The 19,714-nt window shown below is 69.5% G+C and carries 20 protein-coding genes; 4 read left to right on the top strand and 16 right to left on the bottom strand.

Annotated features, from left to right (window positions below; genetic code table 11):
- Nucleotides 1-31 precede the first annotated feature (31 nt).
- Nucleotides 32-883, top strand: a complete 852-nt coding sequence (locus tag ABZ808_RS18780) for an ABC transporter ATP-binding protein (protein WP_357007779.1) — start codon at nt 32-34, stop codon at nt 881-883.
- Nucleotides 880-1,725: an ABC transporter permease gene (locus tag ABZ808_RS18775; protein ID WP_357007776.1), complete on the top strand. Its 846-nt coding sequence runs from the start codon at nt 880-882 to the stop codon at nt 1,723-1,725. Before ABZ808_RS18780 ends, ABZ808_RS18775 begins: the two co-directional genes overlap by 4 nt.
- Nucleotides 1,726-1,767: 42 nt before the next feature.
- On the opposite strand, the gene ABZ808_RS18770 is transcribed toward ABZ808_RS18775, so the two are convergent.
- Both ABZ808_RS18770 and murA read right to left on the bottom strand, forming a co-directional pair.
- Nucleotides 1,768-2,616, bottom strand: coding sequence for a 3-hydroxyacyl-CoA dehydrogenase family protein (locus ABZ808_RS18770; RefSeq protein ID WP_357007773.1), 849 nt, complete (start codon nt 2,614-2,616; stop codon nt 1,768-1,770).
- Nucleotides 2,617-2,716: 100 nt separating this feature from the next.
- Entirely contained in the window at nt 2,717-4,159 is a 1,443-nt protein-coding gene (murA, locus tag ABZ808_RS18765) for a UDP-N-acetylglucosamine 1-carboxyvinyltransferase (RefSeq protein ID WP_357007770.1), read from the bottom strand.
- Between murA and ABZ808_RS18760 the strand changes: the two genes are divergently transcribed.
- Entirely contained in the window at nt 4,158-4,730 is a 573-nt protein-coding gene (locus ABZ808_RS18760) for a cob(I)yrinic acid a,c-diamide adenosyltransferase (protein ID WP_357007767.1), read from the top strand. The two genes, murA and ABZ808_RS18760, sit on opposite strands and share 2 nt — an antisense overlap.
- Nucleotides 4,731-4,949: 219 nt before the next feature.
- On the opposite strand, the gene ABZ808_RS18755 is transcribed toward ABZ808_RS18760, so the two are convergent.
- From ABZ808_RS18755 to glyA, 13 genes are all read right to left on the bottom strand, one after another.
- Nucleotides 4,950-5,405 carry a DUF2550 domain-containing protein gene (locus ABZ808_RS18755; RefSeq protein ID WP_357007764.1) on the bottom strand — a complete coding sequence of 152 codons (456 nt, stop codon included), beginning with the start codon at nt 5,403-5,405 and terminating at the stop codon, nt 4,950-4,952.
- A gap of 12 nt (nt 5,406-5,417) precedes the next feature.
- Nucleotides 5,418-5,699 carry a F0F1 ATP synthase subunit epsilon gene (locus tag ABZ808_RS18750; RefSeq protein ID WP_357007761.1) on the bottom strand — a complete coding sequence of 94 codons (282 nt, stop codon included), beginning with the start codon at nt 5,697-5,699 and terminating at the stop codon, nt 5,418-5,420.
- A 90-nt stretch (nt 5,700-5,789) separates the two neighbouring features.
- Entirely contained in the window at nt 5,790-6,932 is a 1,143-nt protein-coding gene (locus ABZ808_RS18745; protein ID WP_357007757.1) for an LCP family protein, read from the bottom strand.
- A 220-nt stretch (nt 6,933-7,152) separates the two neighbouring features.
- A complete protein-coding gene (gene atpD, locus ABZ808_RS18740) occupies nt 7,153-8,589 on the bottom strand; it encodes a F0F1 ATP synthase subunit beta (RefSeq protein WP_357007754.1) in 1,437 nt (478 codons plus the stop codon).
- On the bottom strand, nt 8,589-9,518 hold the full coding sequence (locus tag ABZ808_RS18735; protein ID WP_357007751.1) for a F0F1 ATP synthase subunit gamma: 930 nt from the start codon (nt 9,516-9,518) through the stop codon (nt 8,589-8,591). The genes atpD and ABZ808_RS18735 overlap by 1 nt, the downstream gene beginning before the upstream one ends.
- Before the next feature lie 4 nt (nt 9,519-9,522).
- Nucleotides 9,523-11,175 (bottom strand): F0F1 ATP synthase subunit alpha, encoded by a 1,653-nt coding sequence (gene atpA / locus ABZ808_RS18730; RefSeq protein ID WP_357007748.1) that lies wholly within the window; start codon nt 11,173-11,175, stop codon nt 9,523-9,525.
- A gap of 90 nt (nt 11,176-11,265) precedes the next feature.
- Nucleotides 11,266-12,090 carry a F0F1 ATP synthase subunit delta gene (locus ABZ808_RS18725; protein ID WP_357008228.1) on the bottom strand — a complete coding sequence of 275 codons (825 nt, stop codon included), beginning with the start codon at nt 12,088-12,090 and terminating at the stop codon, nt 11,266-11,268.
- Nucleotides 12,087-12,614, bottom strand: coding sequence for a F0F1 ATP synthase subunit B (locus ABZ808_RS18720; RefSeq protein WP_357007745.1), 528 nt, complete (start codon nt 12,612-12,614; stop codon nt 12,087-12,089). Before ABZ808_RS18720 ends, ABZ808_RS18725 begins: the two co-directional genes overlap by 4 nt.
- A 29-nt stretch (nt 12,615-12,643) precedes the next feature.
- Nucleotides 12,644-12,868, bottom strand: a complete 225-nt coding sequence (gene atpE, locus ABZ808_RS18715) for an ATP synthase F0 subunit C (protein ID WP_355591314.1) — start codon at nt 12,866-12,868, stop codon at nt 12,644-12,646.
- A 94-nt stretch (nt 12,869-12,962) separates the two neighbouring features.
- Nucleotides 12,963-13,742, bottom strand: a complete 780-nt coding sequence (gene atpB / locus ABZ808_RS18710) for a F0F1 ATP synthase subunit A (protein WP_357007742.1) — start codon at nt 13,740-13,742, stop codon at nt 12,963-12,965.
- A gap of 42 nt (nt 13,743-13,784) precedes the next feature.
- Nucleotides 13,785-14,006: a hypothetical protein gene (locus tag ABZ808_RS18705; protein ID WP_355591308.1), complete on the bottom strand. Its 222-nt coding sequence runs from the start codon at nt 14,004-14,006 to the stop codon at nt 13,785-13,787.
- Nucleotides 14,007-14,197: 191 nt separating this feature from the next.
- Complete coding sequence (locus ABZ808_RS18700) at nt 14,198-14,629, bottom strand: hypothetical protein (RefSeq protein ID WP_357007739.1); 432 nt, start codon at nt 14,627-14,629, stop codon at nt 14,198-14,200.
- Nucleotides 14,626-15,912: a serine hydroxymethyltransferase gene (gene glyA, locus ABZ808_RS18695; RefSeq protein WP_357007735.1), complete on the bottom strand. Its 1,287-nt coding sequence runs from the start codon at nt 15,910-15,912 to the stop codon at nt 14,626-14,628. The genes ABZ808_RS18700 and glyA overlap by 4 nt, the downstream gene beginning before the upstream one ends.
- 35 nt (nt 15,913-15,947) lie before the next feature.
- Here glyA and ABZ808_RS18690 point away from each other — a divergent pair, with 35 nt between their 5' ends.
- Nucleotides 15,948-17,411, top strand: a complete 1,464-nt coding sequence (locus tag ABZ808_RS18690; protein WP_357007732.1) for an SDR family oxidoreductase — start codon at nt 15,948-15,950, stop codon at nt 17,409-17,411.
- A 120-nt stretch (nt 17,412-17,531) separates the two neighbouring features.
- Here the strand turns inward: ABZ808_RS18690 and ABZ808_RS18685 are convergent, their stop codons facing one another.
- Nucleotides 17,532-19,646 (bottom strand): transglycosylase domain-containing protein, encoded by a 2,115-nt coding sequence (locus ABZ808_RS18685; RefSeq protein WP_357007729.1) that lies wholly within the window; start codon nt 19,644-19,646, stop codon nt 17,532-17,534.
- Nucleotides 19,647-19,714: the final 68 nt, after the last annotated feature.

Genomic DNA, 19,714 nt, shown 5'->3' with positions numbered 1-19,714 from the left:
ACCCTCCCAGTTCAGGAGGGACACTGGCGCTATGGATGACGAGCTGGCCATCTCAGTTCGGGGACTGCGCAAGTCGTACGGCGACAACGTGGCCGTCGCGGGCGTGGACCTCGACGTCCGCCGTGGCGAGGTGTTCGCCCTGCTCGGCCCGAACGGCGCCGGTAAGACCACCACGGTGGAGATCCTGGAGGGCTACCGGGGCCGGGATGCCGGCGAGGTCTCGGTGCTCGGTGTGGACCCCGCGCATCCCGGCCCGGACTGGCGCTCCCGGGTGGGCATCGTCTTGCAGGGCACCGGCGAGTTCGACGAGCTGACGGTGGCCGAGGTGATCCGGCACTTCTCCGGCTTCTACCCCGACGCCGACGACCCGGACAAGGTGATCGAGCGGGTCGGGCTGGCCGGTAAGGCCAAGGCCCGCACGCACACCCTCTCGGGCGGGCAGAAGCGCCGCCTGGACGTGGCGCTGGGCATCATCGGCCGCCCGGAACTGCTCTTCCTGGACGAGCCGACCACCGGCTTCGACCCGGAGGCCCGCCGCGAGTTCTGGGAGCTGATCCGCGACCTCGCGGCGGCGGGCACCACCATCGTGCTGACCACCCACTACCTGGACGAGGCGGAGTCGCTGGCCGATCGGGTCGGCGTGATCACCGCCGGCCGGCTGGTCGAGGTGGCCACCCCGAACCGGCTGGGCAACCGGCAGGAGGCCCTGGCGACGGTGTCCTGGCGTACCCCGGACGGGACGCTGGAGAGCGCGCAGAGCGCGACGCCGACGGCCCTCGTGGCCGACCTGGCCGCGCGCTACGGCGGCGAGGTCCCGGGGCTGACCGTGACCCGGCCGACCCTGGAGGACATCTACCTCACCATGATCGGACACGCGCGATGACGACCACGACGAGGCCGGCGGCGCCGGTCGCCGCGAGCCGTGGGCGCCGGCCGGGTGCGGGCGCGCTCGCCCTGCGTCAGGGCCGGCTGGAGATCACCCAGTTCCTGCGCAGTCGGGAGTCCGTGGTCTTCACGATGGGCTTCCCCATCATCATGATCCTGATCTTCGCGTCGATCTTCGGCGGCGAGATCGGCGGCGGGGTCAAGTTCACCCAGTACTTCATCACCGGCATGATCGCGACCGGCCTGATGACGGTGAGCTTCCAGAACCTCGGCATCTGGATCCCGATCGAGCGGGACCGGGGAGTGCTCAAGCGCTACCGGGGCACGCCGATGCCGAAGTGGGTCTGGTTCGCCGGCAAGGTGATCATGGTGGTGGCGATCGGCATCGTCGAAACCGCGCTCCTGCTGGCCGTCGCCGTGGCGCTGTTCGACCTCGACCTGCCGGGCACCGCCGCGAAGTGGCTCACCTTCGGCTGGGTCTCCGTGCTCGGGGTCACCGCCTGCACCCTGTGCGGAATCGCCATCTCGTCGCTGGCCCGTACGGCCCGCAGCGGCTCGGCGGTGGTCACCCCGGTCTCCCTGGTGCTCCAGTTCATCTCCGGGGTGTTCTTCGTCTTCACCGAACTGCCCACCTGGATGCAGCAGGTGGCGGCGCTGTTCCCGCTCAAGTGGATGTGCCAGGGGCTGCGCTCGGTCTTCCTGCCGGAGAGCTTCGGCGCACAGGAACCGGGCGGCTCGTTCGAGCTGGGCCGGGTGGCGCTGGTGCTGGCCCTGTGGTGCGTGATCGGCCTGGTGCTCTGCCTGACCACCTTCCGCTGGACCACCAAGCGCGACGGCTGACCGGTCGGCCGGGGCGGTCACCCGCCCCGGCCGCCGTGAACCTCAGTACGTGTAGAAGCCCTTGCCGGTCTTGCGGCCCAGGTCGCCGGCGGTGACCATGCGTTGGAGCAGCTCCGGCGGGAAGAACTTCTCGTCGGCGGTGTCGGTGTAGATGTTCTTCGACGCGTGCAGCAGCACGTCCACGCCGGTCAGGTCGGTGGTCGCCAGCGGGCCCATGGCGTGCCCGAAGCCCAGCCGGCAGGCGGTGTCCAGGTCCTCCGCCGACACCACGCCCGACTCGACGAGCTTGACCGCCTCCACCACGAGGGCGGAGATCAGCCGCGTGGTGACGAAGCCGGCGATGTCCCGGTTGACCACCACGACCGTCTTGCCGATCTCCTCGGCGAAGGCCCGTACGGTGGCCAGCGTCGCGTCGCTGGTCTTGTAGCCGCGAACCAGCTCACAGAGCTGCATCATCGGCACCGGCGAGAAGAAGTGGGTGCCGACGACCGCCTCGGGCCGCTCGGTCACGGCGGCGATCTGGGTGACCGGGATGGCCGAGGTGTTGGTGGCGAGCACCGCGTCGGACTTGCAGATCTTGTCCAGGGCGCGGAAGACCTCGTGCTTGATCTCCAGCCGCTCGAAGACCGCCTCGACCACGATGTCCGCGTCCGCCGCCGCCTCCAGGTCGGTGGTCGGGGTGATCCGGGCGAGCGTCGCCTCGACCTCGGACGCCTCGATCTTGCCCTTCTCGGCGAACTTCTCCAGCGACTTCCGGATGCCGCCGAGCCCTCGGGAGGTGGCCGCGTCGTCCAGGTCGCGCAGCGTCACCTGCCAGCCCGCCTGCGCCGCCACCTGGGCAATGCCGGAGCCCATCAGTCCGGCCCCGACGACCGCGAGTCGACCCGCCATCTAACTTCTCCCTCGCTGCGATTGAGTGCCTGCCTGCACCCTAGTCGGCGAGCCTGAACGACGGCTAAGGGGCGGTCGGGAGGCCCCAGAGCCGCCGGCGTCAGATCTCCAGCGACGGCTCCTCCGGCGCGGTGCCCCGCTCGACCGGCACCCCGAGTGCGCGCAGGTCCGCCACGAAATCCGGGTAGCCCCGGTCGACGTGGTGCACGTGGGAGACCTCGGTGGTCCCGTCCGAGCAGAGCCCGGCAATGATCAGCCCAGCCCCGGCGCGGATGTCGGTGGCCCGCACCGGCGCACCGGACAACCGCTCGCGCCCCCGGACGACCGCGTGGTGCCCGTCGGTCTTGATGTCCGCGCCGAGCCGCATCATCTCGTTGGCGAACATGAAGCGGCCGTCGAAGATGTTCTCGGTGATCAGGGACGCCCCGTCGCTGACGGCGGCGAGCCCGATGGCCATCGGCAGCAGGTCGGTGGCGAAGCCGGGGTACGGCAGTGTCACCACGTCCACCGCCCGGGGCCGGTCGTCCATGCGTACCCGGAAGCCGTCTGCCCGGGTCTCGACCAGGCCGCCGGCCGCGACGACCTTGTCCAGCGCGACCTCCAGGAAGGCCGGGTCCAGCCCGGTCACCGTCACGTCGCCCCTGGTCATCGCCGCTCCGAACGCCCACGTGCCCGCGACGATCCGGTCCCCCACGGTGGCATGCCGCACCGGGCGCAGCCCGGGTACGCCGGTGATCCGCAGGGTGGACGTGCCGGCGCCGGAGATCCGCGCGCCCATCTGGTTGAGCATCGTGCAGATGTCGACGATCTCGGGCTCCCGGGCCGCATTGTCGATCATCGTGGTGCCCTGGGCCAGCACCGCCGCCATCACCAGGTTCTCGGTCGCTCCCACGCTGGGGAAATCCAGCATGATGTCCGCGCCGCGCAGGCCGTGCGGGGCGGCGGCGATGACGAACCCGTGCTCGCCGGAGATCTCCGCGCCCATCCGCGTCAGCCCGGAGATGTGCATGTCCAGCCCACGGGAGCCGATCGCGTCGCCGCCGGGGTGGGCCACCCGCACGAACCCGCGACGGGCCAGCAGGGGGCCCAGCACGCAGATCGACGCGCGCAGCCGCCGGACCAGGTCGTAGTCCGCGTCCGCGCCGGGCTGTTCGGGCACGTCGATCGTCACCGAGCGGGACCGGGCTACGCCACCTCGGGCGACCATCGGGTCGACCGGGTCGTCCGCGTCGAACCGGACGTCGCAGCCCAGCCGGCGCAGCACCTCCCCCATGATCGCGATGTCGGTGATCCGTGGGACGTTGGTGATCACGCTCCGACCCGGGGCGAGCAACGCGGCTGCCATCAACTTCAGCGCCGAGTTCTTGGCGCCCACCACGTGCACGGTGCCGGCCAGCCGGGCATCACCGCGCACCCGGATGACGTCGACATCGTTGACCGCCGGATCGCCGGCGTCGCCGGGACCCACCACTGCCGGCCAGCCGGCAGTGGTGTCCGGCCGCGCAGGGATCGTCAGATCCGGTATCCGTAGGCTGTGCGTCATGGCCGTCCACCTCACGCGCATCTACACCAAGGCCGGCGATGCCGGCATGACCAGGCTGAGTAACAACGAGCAGGTGCCGAAGACCGATCCACGGATCGCCGGGTACGCGGATGTCGACGAGTGCAACGCGGCGATCGGCGTCGCGCTCGCCCTGGGACAGCTCGACGACGAACTGCGGGGAGTGCTGGAGTCGATCCAGAACGACCTGTTCGACGTGGGCGCCGACCTGGCCACCCCGGTCGAGCCGGACCCGAAGTATCCGCCGCTGCGGGTGACCGAGGAGTACGTGGAGCGCCTGGAAGGCTGGTGCGACGAGTACAACGCACGCCTGAGCAAGCTCGACTCCTTCATCCTCCCCGGCGGCACCCCCGGTGCGGCGCTCCTGCACGTGGCGCGGACCATCGCCCGGCGTGCCGAACGGGCCGCGTGGGCACTGGTCAGCCACGATCCGGAGCGAACCAGCCCGCTCCCGGCAAAGTATCTCAACCGGCTCTCCGATCTGCTCTTCATCCTGTCAAGAACGGCAAATCCGGCGGGCGATGTGCTATGGGTGCCGGGCGGCAAGCGCTGATCGTGGGCGCCTCGCCGGCACGTGGAGGTGTGGGTTCCCGATCTGGCCGCCGCCACGCGTAGTTGGGGGCGGCTCCTCGCCGGGCAGGGCTGCGCTCAGCCCTCAGCACCGACCTCTTGATCGACACGGGGTCGCCGATATTGGGGTATCACGACAGCAGGACAGCCCCAGATCGGCGATTCCGTGTCGGTCACGCCGGCCAGCGACCGGAGCCGCGGCTCAGGCAGCCGGCCAGTCCTGGGAGGCCATACGCGGCGAGACCGCCCCCGGAGGGGCGGCCTCGAGCCAAGAGAGGAAACCGGTCACTGTCGACCGCGCCATGGCGATCTCCACCGGTGCGTGGTGACTGGTACAGCGGAGAATCACCCAGTCTGCCGGCATGGAGAGCCGTTCCTGGCCCTCCGGCAAACGGCGGCGCTCCACCGCGAGCCCTTTGCGGGAGAGCACCCGCTTGGGCCGCAGCGCGAAGCTGAACATCCGGTACCAGCGCAGCTCGTCACCGGCGAACCGGCCGAAGCCCGGTGACCAGCCGCGGCCGTCGAGCATGGTGGTGACCCGGACGCTGAGCCGGATGATGCCACCAGTGCGGGTGACCAACGCCCGGCGGACGAAGAGGACGAGAATCGCAACGAGGACGACGGCGACGCCGATCCCGATTCCTTCGACGATCTCCATCCCCGGTACGACTCAGTGGCTCTGCGCGGAAACCGGGGTAGCGCTCTCGGCCAGCACCGTGACACGGTCGGGGCTCACCGACAGGAAGCCACCGGCCACGTCGTACGAGATCTGCTCACCACCAGCGAGCTTGATCCGGACCTGACCGGGCTCGGCGAGCTGACCGAGCAGCGGCGCGTGCCCCGGCAGGACACCGAGCTCACCCTCGGTGGTCCGGGCGACGAGCATCTCGGCGTCACCGGACCAGACCTTCTCCTCGACGGCGACGAGCTCGACGTGCAGCTGCTGTGCCACGCTGTCTCCTTGCTGCGGCGGGCGGATTTCCGAAAGTCTAGTCCTGACGACGACCCGCCCCCAACGCGGGTGGGGAGAGTTGCGCCACGACTACTTCGCCTTGTTGTGGAATTCCGGGTGCTCCAACAGGAACGGGTCCAGTTGTTCATTGTGCAGGGCGGTGAAGAAGTCCGCGACGCCTGCCTCGAACTGCTCACCCTTGTATTTCTTGCCGTCGTAGACCCCACCACCGGGGAGCTTGATCATCTGGATGGTGTTCGGGCGGATGTCCTTGAGGGCGATCCCGAAGTCGACGACGCTGTTGCCCCGACCGTTGAAGATCAGCGACTGCCCGGCGGCGCGGAGCACCTTGTCCAGCTTGATCGGGTTGGCGACCACGTCGGCGCTGAACGCCTGGCCGACCATCGCCTTGACGAACTGCTGCTGATGCCGCTGCCGGCCGTAGTCCCCGTCCGGGACGCCGTTCTTCGGGTAGCGCTGCCGGACGTAGTCCAGCGCCTGCCACCCGCTGAGGTGGTGGGTGCCCTTCGGGTAGACCGCCTGCGGACCGATGTAGCCCTCGCCGCGCGGATTGCCCGGACGGGCCTTGCCGTCCGGCTGCTTGTGCTCGGACTTCACCTCCCGCTCGACGGTCATGGTGACGCCGCCCATCGCGTCGACGATCTTCTGGAAGCCGGTGAAGTTGATGATCGCGCCACCGTCGAACCGCTTGATGCCGGTCACCTTCTGCACCGTCGTGGCCAGCAGCTCGAAGCCGCGCGCCGCGTCGGGATTTTCCCCCGGCACCTGGCTGCCGAACGACATGGCGGCGTTGATCTTGGTCTTCTCGCCGTGGAAGTTGGCCTTCTTGAACGGCGGGATGTCGACGTACAGGTCGCGGGGCACGGAGAACAGGTAGGCCCGGTCCATCGAGGCGGGCACGTGCAGCACCATGATCGAGTCGGCCAGCGGCGCCGCCGTCGGCGTACGCGGGTCGATGCCGACCAGCAGAATGTTGAGCGGACCCTTGATTTCGCTCTTCTTCGCCTGGGCGCCGGCGGCCTGGTCACCGAAGAGGTCGGCCTTGCCGACCGCGCCTTCGTAGCGGGCCATCAGCACCTCGGTACCGACCAGCACCATCCCGCTGAGCATGGTCAACACAGTGCCGAACACCGTGCAGACCCGAGCCCAGCGCGGCACGCCCCGCCAGATCGACGACTTGCGGCCACTCTTGCCGGCCTTACCCACGAGCATCTCCGTTCGTCACGCCCACGAGTAGAAGACGGGCGCGCGTCGCCGAAAGGTTGCAAAAAACAACGCTCGTTCGGGTGAACGCGCGCAACGACCGTATCTCGCCGGTCGCCCGAGCGCCGACCACGAGTAACGGACCGCGACGATGGTAAGGCGCGAAGATGAACAAAAGACTGCCCCGGCATTGCCGGGGCAGTCTTTTGTGTCAGCTCTGGTCGAGCTGTCAGCTCTTCATCAGTTCCTCAGCCTTGCTCTCCAGGTCCTCGAGACCGCCGCACATGAAGAACGCCTGCTCGGGGAAGTGGTCGTACTCGCCCTCGCTGATCTTGCGGAACGCCTCGATGGTCTCCTTGATCGGGACCGTCGAACCCGGCACGCCGGTGAACTGCTCCGCAGCGTAGGTGTTCTGCGACAGGAAGCGCTCGATCCGCCGGGCGCGGGCCACGGTGATCTTGTCTTCCTCGGAGAGCTCCTCGATGCCGAGGATGGCGATGATGTCCTGCAGGTCCTTGTAGCGCTGCAGGATCCGCTTCACCTCGGTCGCGACCTGAAAGTGCTCGGCGCCGACGAACTCCGGGGCGAGGATCCGGGACGAGGACGCCAGCGGGTCCACGGCCGGGTAGATGCCCTTGTCGGAGATCGACCGCTCCAGGTTGGTGGTCGCGTCCAGGTGGGCGAACGTGGTGGCCGGGGCGGGGTCGGTGTAGTCGTCCGCCGGCACGTAGATCGCCTGCATCGACGTGATGGCCTGGCCCCGGACGGAGGTGATCCGCTCCTGGAGCTCGCCCATCTCGTCGGCCAGGGTCGGCTGGTAACCCACCGCGCTCGGCATACGGCCGAGCAGGGTGGAGACCTCCGAACCCGCCTGGGTGAAGCGGAAGATGTTGTCGATGAAGAGCAGCACCTCCTGCTTCTTCACGTCCCGGAAGTACTCGGCCATGGTCAGCGCGGAGAGCGCCACCCGCAGCCGGGTGCCCGGCGGCTCGTCCATCTGGCCGTAGACCAGCGCGGTCTTGTCGATGACGCCGGACTCGGTCATCTCGGCGATGAGGTCGTTGCCCTCACGGGTGCGCTCACCCACGCCGGCGAAGACCGAGGTACCACCGAAGTTGCGGGCCACACGGGTGATCATCTCCTGGATGAGCACCGTCTTGCCCACGCCCGCGCCACCGAACAGGCCGATCTTGCCGCCCTTGACGTACGGGGCGAGCAGGTCGATGACCTTGATGCCGGTCTCCAGCATCTCGGTCTTCGGCTCCAGGTCCGCGAAGGCCGGGGCCTTGCGGTGGATACCCCACCGGTCGTCCGGGGTCAGGGTCTCGCCCTCTTTGAGGTTGAGCACCTCGCCGATCGCGTTGAACACGTGGCCCTTGACCGCGTCGCCCACCGGCACGGTGATCGGCTCGCCGCGGTCACGCACCTCCGCGCCGCGGACCAGGCCGTCCGTCGGCTGCATCGAGATGGCGCGGATCAGGTTGTCACCCAGGTGCTGGGCGACCTCCAGAGTCAGCGTCTTCTCACCGCTGGACAGGTTCACGTTGACGTTGAGGGCGTTGAACAGGGCCGGCATGGCGTCGCGCGGGAATTCGGCGTCGACGACCGGGCCGATGACCCGGACCACGCGACCCGTGGCCGTCTTGGTCTCTACTGGTGCAGTCATCACACTTCACTTCCCGACGCGGCCAGCGCGTTGGCGCCGCCGACGATCTCGCTGATCTCCTGGGTGATCCCGGCCTGGCGAGCCGAGTTCATCTCGCGCGTGTACTTCTCGATCATCTCTTCGGCGTTGTCGGTGGCGCTCTTCATCGCCCGCCGCCGTGCCGCCGACTCACTCGCCGCCGACTCGATCAACGCCGCGTAGATCCGCGTGTTGATGTACCTCGGCAGCAGCGCGTCGAGCAGCGCCTCCGCCTCCGGCTCGAACTCGTACGCCGGCAGCAGCCCCTCGGAGCGCGGCCGGTCCTCCACCTGCATCGGACCGATCACCTTGGTGACCGGGGTCTGCGTCATCAGCGAGTGGAACTCGGTGTAGACGATGTGCAACTCGTCGACGCCGAGCACCCCGTCCGCACCGGCACCGCCGTCGACGTCGTCCGCGCCGGCCGTGAACGCCTTGATCAGCGTCTCACCGACGGCACGGGCGTCCTCGAACGACGGCTGCTCGCTGAACCCGGTCCAGTTCGCCTCGATCGGCCGGTCACGGAACCGGTAGAACCCGACGCCCTTACGCCCGATGACGTAGAGCACCGGCTCCTTGCCGTCCGCCTTCAGTCGCGCGATCAGCGACTCGGCCATCCTGATCGCGTTGGAGCTGTAGCCGCCGGCCAGGCCACGGTCGCTGGTGACCAGCAGGACGCCCGCCCGCCGCACCCGCTCGCGCGGGGTGAGCAGCGGGTGGTCGATCCGCGCGTTGGACGCCAGCGCCGTGAGCACACCGGTGATGGCCTGGGCGTACGGCAGGGACGCCTGCACCCGGGCCTGGGCCTTGGCGATTCGGCTCGTCGCCACGAGCTCCATCGCCTTGGTGATCTTCTTCATCGACTTCGCCGAGCGGATCCGTTGACGAAGAACGCGTACCTGGGCCGCCACGGGATCAGCTCTCGGCCGAGCCGGCGGGCGCGCCGTCGCGGTAGCGGGTCACCGTCTCGCGGCTCTGGTCACCCTCGAGCGGCTTGGCCGGCGCGTCGTTGATCCGAGGCTCGTCCTCCTTGCCGAGGAAGACCTTCTTGAACTCGCTGATCGCGTTGTCCAGGGAGCCGATGATGTCGTCGTTCCACTGGTTGTCGGCGATCCCGGCCAGCACCCCCGCGTGCTTGTGCCGCAGGTACTGGAGGAACTCCGACTCGAAGCGACGGACCTCGCCCACCGGGACGTCGTCCAGCTTGCCCTCGGTGCCGGCCCAGACCGTGACGACCTGCTCCTGCACCGGGTACGGCGAGTAGTTCGGCTGCTTGAGCAGCTCGACCAGGCGCGAACCGCGGTCCAGCTGGGCCCGGGAGGCCTTGTCCAGGTCGGAGGCGAAGGCGGCGAACGCCTCGAGCTCGCGGTACTGGGCCAGGTTGAGCCGCAGCGAACCGGCGACCTTCTTCATCGGCTTCACCTGCGCGGCGCCACCGACCCGGGAGACCGAGGTGCCGACGTTGATCGCCGGACGAACGCCCTGGTTGAACAGGTCGGTCTCCAGGAAGATCTGGCCGTCGGTGATCGAGATGACGTTGGTCGGGATGAAGGCCGAGATGTCGTTGGCCTTCGTCTCGATGATCGGCAGGCCGGTCATCGAGCCGCCACCCAGCTCGTCGGAGAGCTTCGCGCAACGCTCCAGCAGGCGGGAGTGCAGGTAGAAGACGTCACCCGGGTACGCCTCACGGCCCGGCGGGCGGCGCAGCAGCAGCGACACGGCGCGGTACGCCTCGGCCTGCTTGCTCAGGTCGTCGAAGACGATCAGAACGTGCTTGCCGCCGTACATCCAGTGCTGCCCGATGGACGAGCCGGTGTACGGGGCGAGGTACTTGAAGCCGGCCGGGTCGGAGGCCGGGGAGGCCACGATGGTCGTGTACTCCATCGCGCCCGCCTCCTCGAGCTGCCCCTTGATGGAGGCGATCGTGGAGGCCTTCTGGCCGATGGCGACGTAGATGCAGCGGACCTGCTTCTTCGGGTCGCCGGTACGCCAGTTGTCCCGCTGGTTGAGGATGGCGTCCAGGGCGACCGTGGTCTTACCGGTCTTCCGGTCACCGATGATCAGCTGCCGCTGGCCCCGACCGATCGGGGTCATCGCGTCGATGGCCTTGATGCCGGTCTGCAGCGGCTCGTCGACGGACTGCCGGGCCATCACGTTCGGAGCCTGCAGCTCCAGCTCGCGGTAGCCCTCGTTGGCGATGTCGCCGAGCGCGTCGATCGGCTCGCCGAGCGCGTTGACCACGCGGCCGAGGAAGGCGTCGCCGACCGGAACGGAGAGAACCCGCTCGGTGCGCTTGACGCGCTGCCCCTCCTCCAGCTTGGCGGAGTCACCGAGAACGACGACGCCGATCTCCCGGACGTCGAGGTTCAACGCCACGCCGAGCGTGCCGTCCTCGAACTCCAGGAGCTCGTTGGTCATGGTCGAGGGCAGGCCCTCGACGTGGGCGATGCCGTCACCGGTGTCGGCGACGGTGCCGACCTCCTCGCGGGAGACGTCGGGCGAATAGGAGGAGACGTAGCGCTCCAGGGCGCCGCGGATCTCCTCCGTCGAGATGGTCAGCTCGGCCATCCTCTGCTTCCTTAAAATTCAGGGGCCCGGGGATACCTAGTACCGACCGGTCCGAATGGCGTCTGTCATTCAGGTGCTTCGCGGGAGCCGTCAGCGCTTGGCGAACGCGTTACGAGTCTCGTTGAGTCGGCGCAGGATCGTCCCGTCGTAGAGGTCGGAACCGACCCGGACGCTCATGCCACCGAGGATCTCGGGGGCGACCGTCTGCTTGATGTCGACCTGTCGACCGTATAGCTCGGCGAGTCGAGCGCCCAGCCGCTGCTCCTCGGCGTCATCCAGCGGGGCCGCCACGGTCACGTACGCGACCTGCCGGTCCCGCCGGTCGGCGGTGAGCTCGACCAGTCGGGTGAGCGCGCCGCTGAAGGAGCGTCCGCCGAACCCGGAGAGAGCCACCTCGATCAGGCGGACCGTCACCGGGTGGGCCTTGCCCACCAGCAGCTCACGAACCAGCCCGGCGCGCTGAGCCAGCGGCGCGATCGGGTCGGTCAGCACGGTGGCGAGCTGCGGCTGCCCGGCGACCAACTGGCCGAACCGGAACAGCTCGTCCTCCACCTCTCCGAGGTCACCGGTGGCGTCGGCGCTGGCCAGCAGCGCCTCCACACCGAGCCGCTCGGTGCCGTCGAGCAACTCCGACGGTGCCGACCAGCGGCTGGCGACCAACGTGCTGGTCAGGTCGAGCGCCTGCTCGTCGAGCTTGCCGCGCAGCATGGTGCCGAGCAGACCGGCGCGGTCCTCGCCGGACCGTGCCGGGTCGGAGAGCGCCCGGCGCAGCCGGACCTCCCGCCGCAGCAGATCCGCGACGGAGAGGACGCCGTCGGCGGTGGCGGCGACCGCCTGCGGCTGGGCGCCGCGGGTGTAGGCCTCCAGCCGCTCGACGGCTGCCTTGTACGACTCCCGGCTGGCGGCGTGCATCAGCGGGCCCCCGCGCTCTCAAGATCGGTGAGGAAACGCTCGACGGTGCCCTTGCGACGGGCCTCGTCGGCGAGCGACTCCCCCACGATCCGGCTGGCCAGGTCGACAGCGAGACCGCCGACCTCCGCACGCAGGTCGCGCACGATGGTGGCCCGCTCGGCGATGAGCTGCTCCTTGCCCGCGGCGACAACCCGCTCGGACTCCTCCCGCGCCTTGGCGAGGATGTCCTGTCGGATCCCCTCGGCGTCGGAGCGGGCGTCGTCACGGATCTTGGCGGCTTCGGTACGCACCTCGGCCAACTGCGCGCGGTACTGCTCGAGCAGCTGGTTCGCCTCGGCCTGGGCCGCCTCCGCACGCTTGAGGCCACCCTCGATCGCATCGACCCGTGCCTGGTACATCGCCTCCATGCGCGGCATGACGAACTTCAGCAGGATGAAGACGAGCAGGGCGAAGGAGATCGAACCAACGACGATCTCCTGCCAGATCGGCAGGATCGGGTTGTGCGCGCCTTCCGCAGCGAGATACATGTCAGACCTCCGGGTCGAAGAGCGGACGGTCAGTTGACGGCGAAGGCGAGCACCAGGCCGAACAGGGCGAGCGCCTCGACCAGGGCGAAGCCCAGGACCAGCCAGGTCCGGTTGAAGCCGGCGGACTCGGGCTGACGGGCGCTCGACTGGATGTAGGCCGCGAAGACCAGGGCGACGCCGATACCGGGGCCGATGGCGGCGAGACCGTAGCCGATGGTGTTGACGTTACCGTTGATGGCGGCGAGAACGTCCATTGCGGGTATTCCTCCTAGTTCACACGTGAGTTCTCACGTGTACGCGGTCGGTATCCAGAAGCTTGGTCGGGCCGGGTGACCCGCCGAGCGGGTCTCAGTGCTCGTCTGCCAGCGACGACCCGATGTAGTTGGCGCTCAGCGTGACGAAGACATAAGCCTGCAGCACCGCGACCAGGACCTCGAAGAAGGCCATCACGATCGCCATGGCGAAGGAGAAGACCGAGGTCACCTGGACGAAGATGCTGTCCGAGGCGAGCATCACGAACCCGCCGACGGTGAAGACCAGCAGGAGCAGGTGGCCGGCGAACATGTTGGCGAATAGCCGCAGGGCCAGCGTGACCGGCCGGACGATGAAGTTCTGCAGGAACTCGATCGGGATCAGCAGGAAATGCATTGGCCACGGGACGCCGGGCAGGATCAGCATCATCTTCAGGTATTTGCCGAAGCCGTGCTTCCGGACGCCGATGTAGAGGTACATCACGTAGGAGATGGCCGAGAGCACGATCGGGAAGGCGATGTGCGAGTTGGGCGAGATCTGCAACCCGGGCACGATGCTGAAGAGGTTGGTCAGCAGGATGAAGCTGAAGAGCACCGTGAAGTAGGGCGCGAAGCGAATGCCCGCGTTGCCCATCTGCTCGCGGGCGATGTTGTCCCGGACCAGGCCGTAGACCGACTCCGCATACCACTGGGCCTTACCGGGGACCAGCTTGGGCTTCCGGTAGGCGAGCATGAAGAAGATGATCAGCAACGCGACCGCGAGCCAGATCATGATCCCGAACTTGGTGACCCAGGGGCCGGCCACGTTCGGCGGGTAGAAATCTCCGACGCTGGGGGGCCAGGGAAGCCCCTCGGCGGCGACGAGCTGTCCACTCACCGTGTCATCCTCCGCACTCGACAGACCCGCGTGTGCTGGAACTCAAGCACCGAGCCTCTTCATGATCAAGTAGATCGCTCCGGCTGCGCCGAACATCATGCCCGTGGCGATCCCGATGCCCGTGGGAAATCCGATAAGGCGTCCCGCTAGCCATCCGAGGAAACCCCACACCACAATTCCGGCGATGAGATAGCCAAGAACGGTGCCGGCAACGCCCTCCGATGAGTGCTCATCGGACTTCTTGGGGTGAAGGTCGTCGGCCATGACGCCGCGAACGATATCAGCCTGCCTGCGCCAGGGTGTGCGGCACCCCCCACACTGCGGGCAGCGTGCGGGTCGCACTACGGGCGCGTCAACCGTCGCCAAGGCTACTCCCGTCAAGTCCGCCGAGGCAGCCCGACGGGACCGGCAAATTGCCGACAATCGTCCGCTGAGGAGCCCGCAATCGGACGTGATTAGTCGCGCCGCGACCGGAATGTCGGCAGCGGAGACCGCAGCGCCCAGGTCAGGTGGGCTCCGGTCCAGACCACCACGGCCGCGATGACGCCCACGCCCATGGCCCGTAAACCACCCCAACCGGTGGCCGCGATGGCGGACATGGTCAGACCGAGGATCACGATCTTCACGCTGTAGGTGACCAACCCGACGGACATGATCATGCGCGGGTTGATGGCGTCCGCCCAGGCGACGGAGAACCCGGAGATGAGATAGCTCACCACCACCAGCGCGATCCCGGCGGCCACTCCGGCGGCGCCCTCGGCACCCTGGAGGACTGCCGCGAGAGGGACCGCCAGCACCGCCAGCACCGCACAACTCAGCAGCGTAAGGGGAAGGTACGGCAGCCGAACCCGGATCGCGCCCGGCTCACCCGCCCGTGGCTCGCTCATCGGGGGTACGCCGGGAACGTCGCGACCAGCTCGGCCACCTCGGCGCCGATCCGGGTCAGCTCGTCGGCACCGCCGGGCGCCCCGGCATCGGTGCGTACCGCACGGGCGATCAGGGCGGCCACCTGCCGCAACTCCCCCTCCCGCATGCCCTGCGTGGTGACGCTCGGCGTGCCCACCCGGATGCCGGAGGCCACCATCGGCGGCTGCGGGTCGTACGGGATGGCGTTCTTGTTCAGGGTGATCGACGCGGCGTCGCAGCGTCGCTCGGCCTCCGCGCCGGTCACCCCCACCTCCCGCAGGTCGATCAGGGCGAGGTGGGTGTCGGTGCCACCGGAAACCGGGCGCATCCCCTCCTCGGCCAGCCCGGCGGCGAGCGCCTGGGCGTTGCTGACCACCTGCCGGGCGTACGTCTGGAACTCGGGCTGGGCGGCCTCGCGCAACGCGACCGCCTTGGCCGCGACCGCGTGCATCAGCGGGCCGCCCTGGGTGAACGGGAAGACCGCCTTGTCGATCCGCTGGGCCAGCGACTCACGGCACAGGATCATGCCGCCGCGCGGGCCGCGCAGCACCTTGTGGGTGGTGGCGCAGACCACGTCGGCGTACGGCACCGGGGACGGAATCGCCCGGCCGGCGACCAGGCCGATGAAGTGCGCCGCGTCCACCATCAGGTACGCGCCGACCTCGTCGGCGATCTCCCGGAACCGCGCGAAGTCGATCAGGCGGGAGTACGCGGTCGCGCCACAAATGATCAGCTTGGGACGGTGGGCACGTGCCAGGTCCCGTACCTCGTCGTAGTCGATCAGCTCAGTGTCCGGCCGGACCGGGTAGCCGACCGGGTGGAACCACTTGCCGGAGAAGTTCACCCGGCTGCCGTGGGTGAGGTGCCCGCCGTGCGGCAGATCCATCGCCAGGACCGTGTCCCCCGGCTGCACCAGCGCGGCGTACGCGGCCAGGTTGGCGCTCGCCCCGGAGTGCGGCTGGAGGTTGGCGTGCTCGGCCCCGAACAGCTCCTTGGCCCGGGCGACGCCGATCTCCTCAGCCCGGTCCACCTCCGCGCAGCCGCCGTAGTAGCGGCGGCCCGGGTAACCCTCGGCGTACTTGTTGGTAAGCGTCGAACCGAGCGCGGCAAGCACCGCCGGCGAGGTCAGATTCTCGCTGGCGATCAGCTGCAGACCACCCCGCAACCGGTCCAGCTCGCCGAGGACCACCCCGGCGATCTCCGGATCGGTTGCCCTGAGCTGCGCAAAATCCGGCCCCCAGAAGGTGCTCGTCTCGGTCTCCACAGCGAACGAGTCTAGAGGGACGCACACTGGGACCCGTGAGATGCCTCGTCACCGGTGCCACGGGATACATCGGCGGGCGACTGACGCCGCTCCTGCTCGCCGACGGGCACACCGTACGCTGCCTGGCCCGTAAGGCAGTGCGGCTGCGCGACGTGCCCTGGGCCTCGGCCGCCGAGATCGTCGAGGGCGACCTCAGCCGGCCGGAGACGCTGCCCGCCGCGTTCGCCGACGTGGATGTCGCCTACTTCCTGGTGCACTCGCTCGGCCGGCCCGACTTCGAGGCGGCCGATCGCGCGGCGGCGACCAACTTCGCGACGGCGGCCCGCGCGGCCGGCGTACACCGGATCGTCTATTTGGGCGGCCCGGAACCGGCCTCCGACGAGGAGGTCCCCTCCCCGCACCTGCGGTCCCGGGCCGAGGTGGGTCGGATCCTGCTGGCCAGCGGGGTGCCCACGGCGGTGCTCCGCGCCGCGGTGATCATCGGAAGCGGCTCGGCGTCGTTCGAGATGCTGCGCTACCTGACCGAGCGGCTGCCCGCCATGGTCACCCCCCGGTGGGTGGGTAACCGGATCCAGCCGATCGCGGTCCGTGACGTGCTGCGCTACCTGGCCGGCTGCACCGCCCTGCCGCCGGAGGTCAACCGGGGCTTCGACATCGGCGGGCCGGACGTGCTGACCTTCCGCGACATGATGCAGCGGTACGCGCGGGTGGCCGGGCTGCGCCGGCGGATCATCGTGCCGGTCCGGCCGCTCACCCCGTCGCTCTCCTCGCACTGGGTCGGCCTGATCACCCCGGTGCCGAACGCCATCGCCCGCCCGCTGGTCGAGAGCCTGATCCACGAGGCGGTCGCGCACGAGCACGACATCGCCCGGTACGTCCCCGACCCGCCCGGCGGCCTGACCGGCTTCGACCAGGCGGTGACGCTGGCGCTGGCCAAGGTACGCGACGCCCAGGTGGAGACCCGCTGGTCGAACGCGAGCGGCCCGGACGCCCCCGCCGAGCCGCTGCCCAGCGACCCGGACTGGTCCGGTGGGACCGCGTACACCGACCTCCGCGAGCGGACGGTCGACGCGTCACCGGCGGCGCTCTGGCGGGTCGTCGAGGGCGTCGGCGGCGAGAACGGGTGGTACTCGTTCCCGCTCGCCTGGTCGATCCGTGGCTGGCTCGACCGACTCATCGGCGGAGTGGGGCTGCGGCGCGGCCGACGCGACCCGCACCGGTTACAGGTCGGCGAGGCACTGGACTTCTGGCGGGTGGAGGAGATCATCCCGGGCGAGCTGTTGCGGCTGCGCGCCGAGATGCGCCTGCCCGGCCGTGCCTGGCTGGAGATGCGGGTGCTGCCCGCCGACAACGGGCGCAGCCGCTACCAGCAACGCGCCGTCTTCCTGCCCCGAGGGCTGAGCGGGCACGCCTACTGGGCGTCGGTGGCACCGTTCCACGCGGTGGTCTTCGGCGGAATGGCCCGCAACATAGCCCGAGGCGCAGAACAGAACCCCTAAACCACCCCACCCCACCCCCGCGATCTTGCACTTTGGGTCGCAGGTTTGGGTGCTTTGGCACCTTTTGTCGCGGCAGAAAGTGCAAGATCGCGAGGGCGGGGTGGGTTGGGGTGGGTGGGGTTAGTTGCCGGTGCGGGCTCCGGTTACCTGGAAGGCGGCCCGTTCGCTGGGCGGGACGAAGTCGCGCACCGGCTGGCCGCGCAGGCCGGAGGCGAGCACCTCGCCGACCGCGTCCACCATTCGGGCCTGCACCGCCTGACCGACCGCGTCGCGGGGATCATCCGGGTTGGCCGCCATCGAGGCGACCGCGAGCTGCGGCGTGAAGGCCACCACCGTCTCCGTCTCGTACCGCTCGGAGCTGCCGGTCTTGCCGGCCACCGGACGGCCGAGCCGGGCACGCAGGTCGGGCGCGGTGGCACCGTCGCACTGCCGGTACATCGACTGGTCGCCCACCGGGCACCGGGACGCGTCGATCGCCGCCCGGGCCACGTCAATGTCCAGGACCTGCCGGCAGTCCGGCTTGGCGGCGTCCACCGGCCGGCCGGTCGAGTCGCTGATCGAGACCACCGGCAGCGGCCGGCACCAGGTCCCCTCGGCAGCCACCGTGGCGTACGCGGTGGCCAGGTCGAGCGGGGTCGTCGCGGCGACGCCCAGGGTGAACGGGCCCCAGTTCTTCGCACCGTAGCGGGCCAGCCGTTCGTCGGCGTCGGCGCGCAGCACGATGCCGAGCCGTTCGGCCATCTCCACCACCCGGTCGGCGCCGACCCGCTCGGTGAGCCACGCGAAGTAGGTGTTCACCGAGCGACCGAACGCGGTCCACATGGTGCGGGGGCCGTCCATCGACGAAGGGCTGGCGTTCGACGGGCACCACTGCCCGTCGCAACTCGCCTCCCCGGTCACCGGGAACCGGGTGAGCAGTTGCGTCGGCGCCGTGAACTCCGTGGACAGCGGCAGGCCGGACTCCAGCGCGGCCAGCAGGGCGAAGAGCTTGAACGTCGAGCCGCCCTGGTAACCGTCGATCGCCCCGCCGCCGGCGACGAGTTGGTTGACCGTGTTCGGGTGGTTCTTCTGGCCGACCGGATTGTCCTTGACGCTGTAGGTGCGGTTCACCGACATCGCCAGCACCCGGCCGGTGCCGGGCTGCACCACCGTGGTCGGCATCGCCCGCGCGTCGGTCGTCCGGTAGATCTTGCGCACCTGCTCGGTGGTGGCCCGCTGCAACGCCGGGTCCAGCGAGGAGACGATGGAGAAGCCGCCCCGGCGCAACGTGCGCTGGCGCTCGTCGGCGGTCGACCCGAACGCCGGCTGGCTGCTCCACCAGCGGGTGAACCAGTCGCAGAAGAAGCCCCAGTCGTTGTTTCCCTCGGGCACTCCCGTGCAGTCGTTCGGGGTCTCGCTGGGCCGCAGTTGCAGCGGCTCGGCCCGCGCCGCCGCAGCCGCGTCGGCCGGCACCTGGCCCGACTCCACCAGCCGCTCCAGCACGTACGTCCGACGGTCCAGCGCGCTGTCGGCGTCGCCGTTGATCGGGTCGTCGCTGTCCGGCGACTGCACCAGGCCGGCCAGCAGCGCCGCCTGGGCCAGGGTCAGCTCGGCCGGGGACCGGGAGAAGTAGCGCTTGCTGGCGGCGGCGATCCCGTACGCCCCGGCGCCGAAGTAGGCGATGTTGAGGTAGCGGGTGAGGATGTCCTCCTTGCTCAACTCCCGCTCCAGCGCGAGCGCGTACCGCATCTCCTGGAGCTTGCGGGCGGTGGTGACCTCGGTGGCCGCCCGGCGCTGCCGCTCGGTCAGCCGGGGATCGCTGGCGAGCACGTTGCGGACGTACTGCATCGTCAGCGTGGAGGCGCCCTGCCGGGTCTGGCCGTCGCGCCGGTTCACGGTGAACGCGCGTACCACGCCGCGCAGGTCCACCCCGCTGTGCTGGTAGAACCGGACGTCCTCGGCCGCCACGATGGCCTGGCGCATCACCGGCGCCACCTCCTGCAGGGGCACGTCCACCCGGTCCTCCTGGTAGAAGGACGTGATCAGGGTGGTGCCGTCGCTGGCGTAGAGGTTGGAGCGCTGGGCGGTGGGCGGCGTGCGGAGCGTGTTCGGCAGCTCCGAGTACGGCGTGGACAGGGCGCTGAAGCCGATCCCGAAGACCAGGGCCGCGGGCAGGGCAGCCCCGGCCAGCACCAGCCCGGCCAGCACGCCGGCGATCACCACGGTCAGTAGTTTGTCGAGTCGGGCCCGGATCATCAGCTCTCCCCGCAGGAGCCGGTCACACTAGGACCCGTTCAGAATGACCCGGAAGACCCCTTTCGCCC

It is taken from the genome of Micromonospora sp. NPDC047527 (assembly GCF_040643015.1).
Classification (GTDB): Bacteria; Actinomycetota; Actinomycetes; order Mycobacteriales; family Micromonosporaceae; genus Micromonospora.
This window is presented reverse-complemented; position numbering and strand designations above follow the sequence as displayed.

What these genes read in the sequence shown, in the direction of transcription:
- ABZ808_RS18760 (WP_357007767.1), top strand. Translation starts at nt 4,158, where the DNA reads ATGGCCGTCCACCTCACGCGCATCTACACCAAGGCCGGCGATGCCGGC.
- atpD (WP_357007754.1), bottom strand. Translation starts at nt 8,589, where the DNA reads ATGACTGCACCAGTAGAGACCAAGACGGCCACGGGTCGCGTGGTCCGG.
- atpE (WP_355591314.1), bottom strand. Translation starts at nt 12,868, where the DNA reads ATGGACGTTCTCGCCGCCATCAACGGTAACGTCAACACCATCGGCTAC.
- ABZ808_RS18685 (WP_357007729.1), bottom strand. Translation starts at nt 19,646, where the DNA reads ATGATCCGGGCCCGACTCGACAAACTACTGACCGTGGTGATCGCCGGC.
- ABZ808_RS18720 (WP_357007745.1), bottom strand. Translation starts at nt 12,614, where the DNA reads ATGTATCTCGCTGCGGAAGGCGCGCACAACCCGATCCTGCCGATCTGG.
- ABZ808_RS18705 (WP_355591308.1), bottom strand. Translation starts at nt 14,006, where the DNA reads ATGGCCGACGACCTTCACCCCAAGAAGTCCGATGAGCACTCATCGGAG.
- atpA (WP_357007748.1), bottom strand. Translation starts at nt 11,175, where the DNA reads ATGGCCGAGCTGACCATCTCGACGGAGGAGATCCGCGGCGCCCTGGAG.
- murA (WP_357007770.1), bottom strand. Translation starts at nt 4,159, where the DNA reads ATGACGCACAGCCTACGGATACCGGATCTGACGATCCCTGCGCGGCCG.
- ABZ808_RS18775 (WP_357007776.1), top strand. Translation starts at nt 880, where the DNA reads ATGACGACCACGACGAGGCCGGCGGCGCCGGTCGCCGCGAGCCGTGGG.
- ABZ808_RS18755 (WP_357007764.1), bottom strand. Translation starts at nt 5,405, where the DNA reads ATGGAGATCGTCGAAGGAATCGGGATCGGCGTCGCCGTCGTCCTCGTT.
- ABZ808_RS18745 (WP_357007757.1), bottom strand. Translation starts at nt 6,932, where the DNA reads ATGCTCGTGGGTAAGGCCGGCAAGAGTGGCCGCAAGTCGTCGATCTGG.
- ABZ808_RS18770 (WP_357007773.1), bottom strand. Translation starts at nt 2,616, where the DNA reads ATGGCGGGTCGACTCGCGGTCGTCGGGGCCGGACTGATGGGCTCCGGC.
- ABZ808_RS18780 (WP_357007779.1), top strand. Translation starts at nt 32, where the DNA reads ATGGATGACGAGCTGGCCATCTCAGTTCGGGGACTGCGCAAGTCGTAC.
- ABZ808_RS18700 (WP_357007739.1), bottom strand. Translation starts at nt 14,629, where the DNA reads ATGAGCGAGCCACGGGCGGGTGAGCCGGGCGCGATCCGGGTTCGGCTG.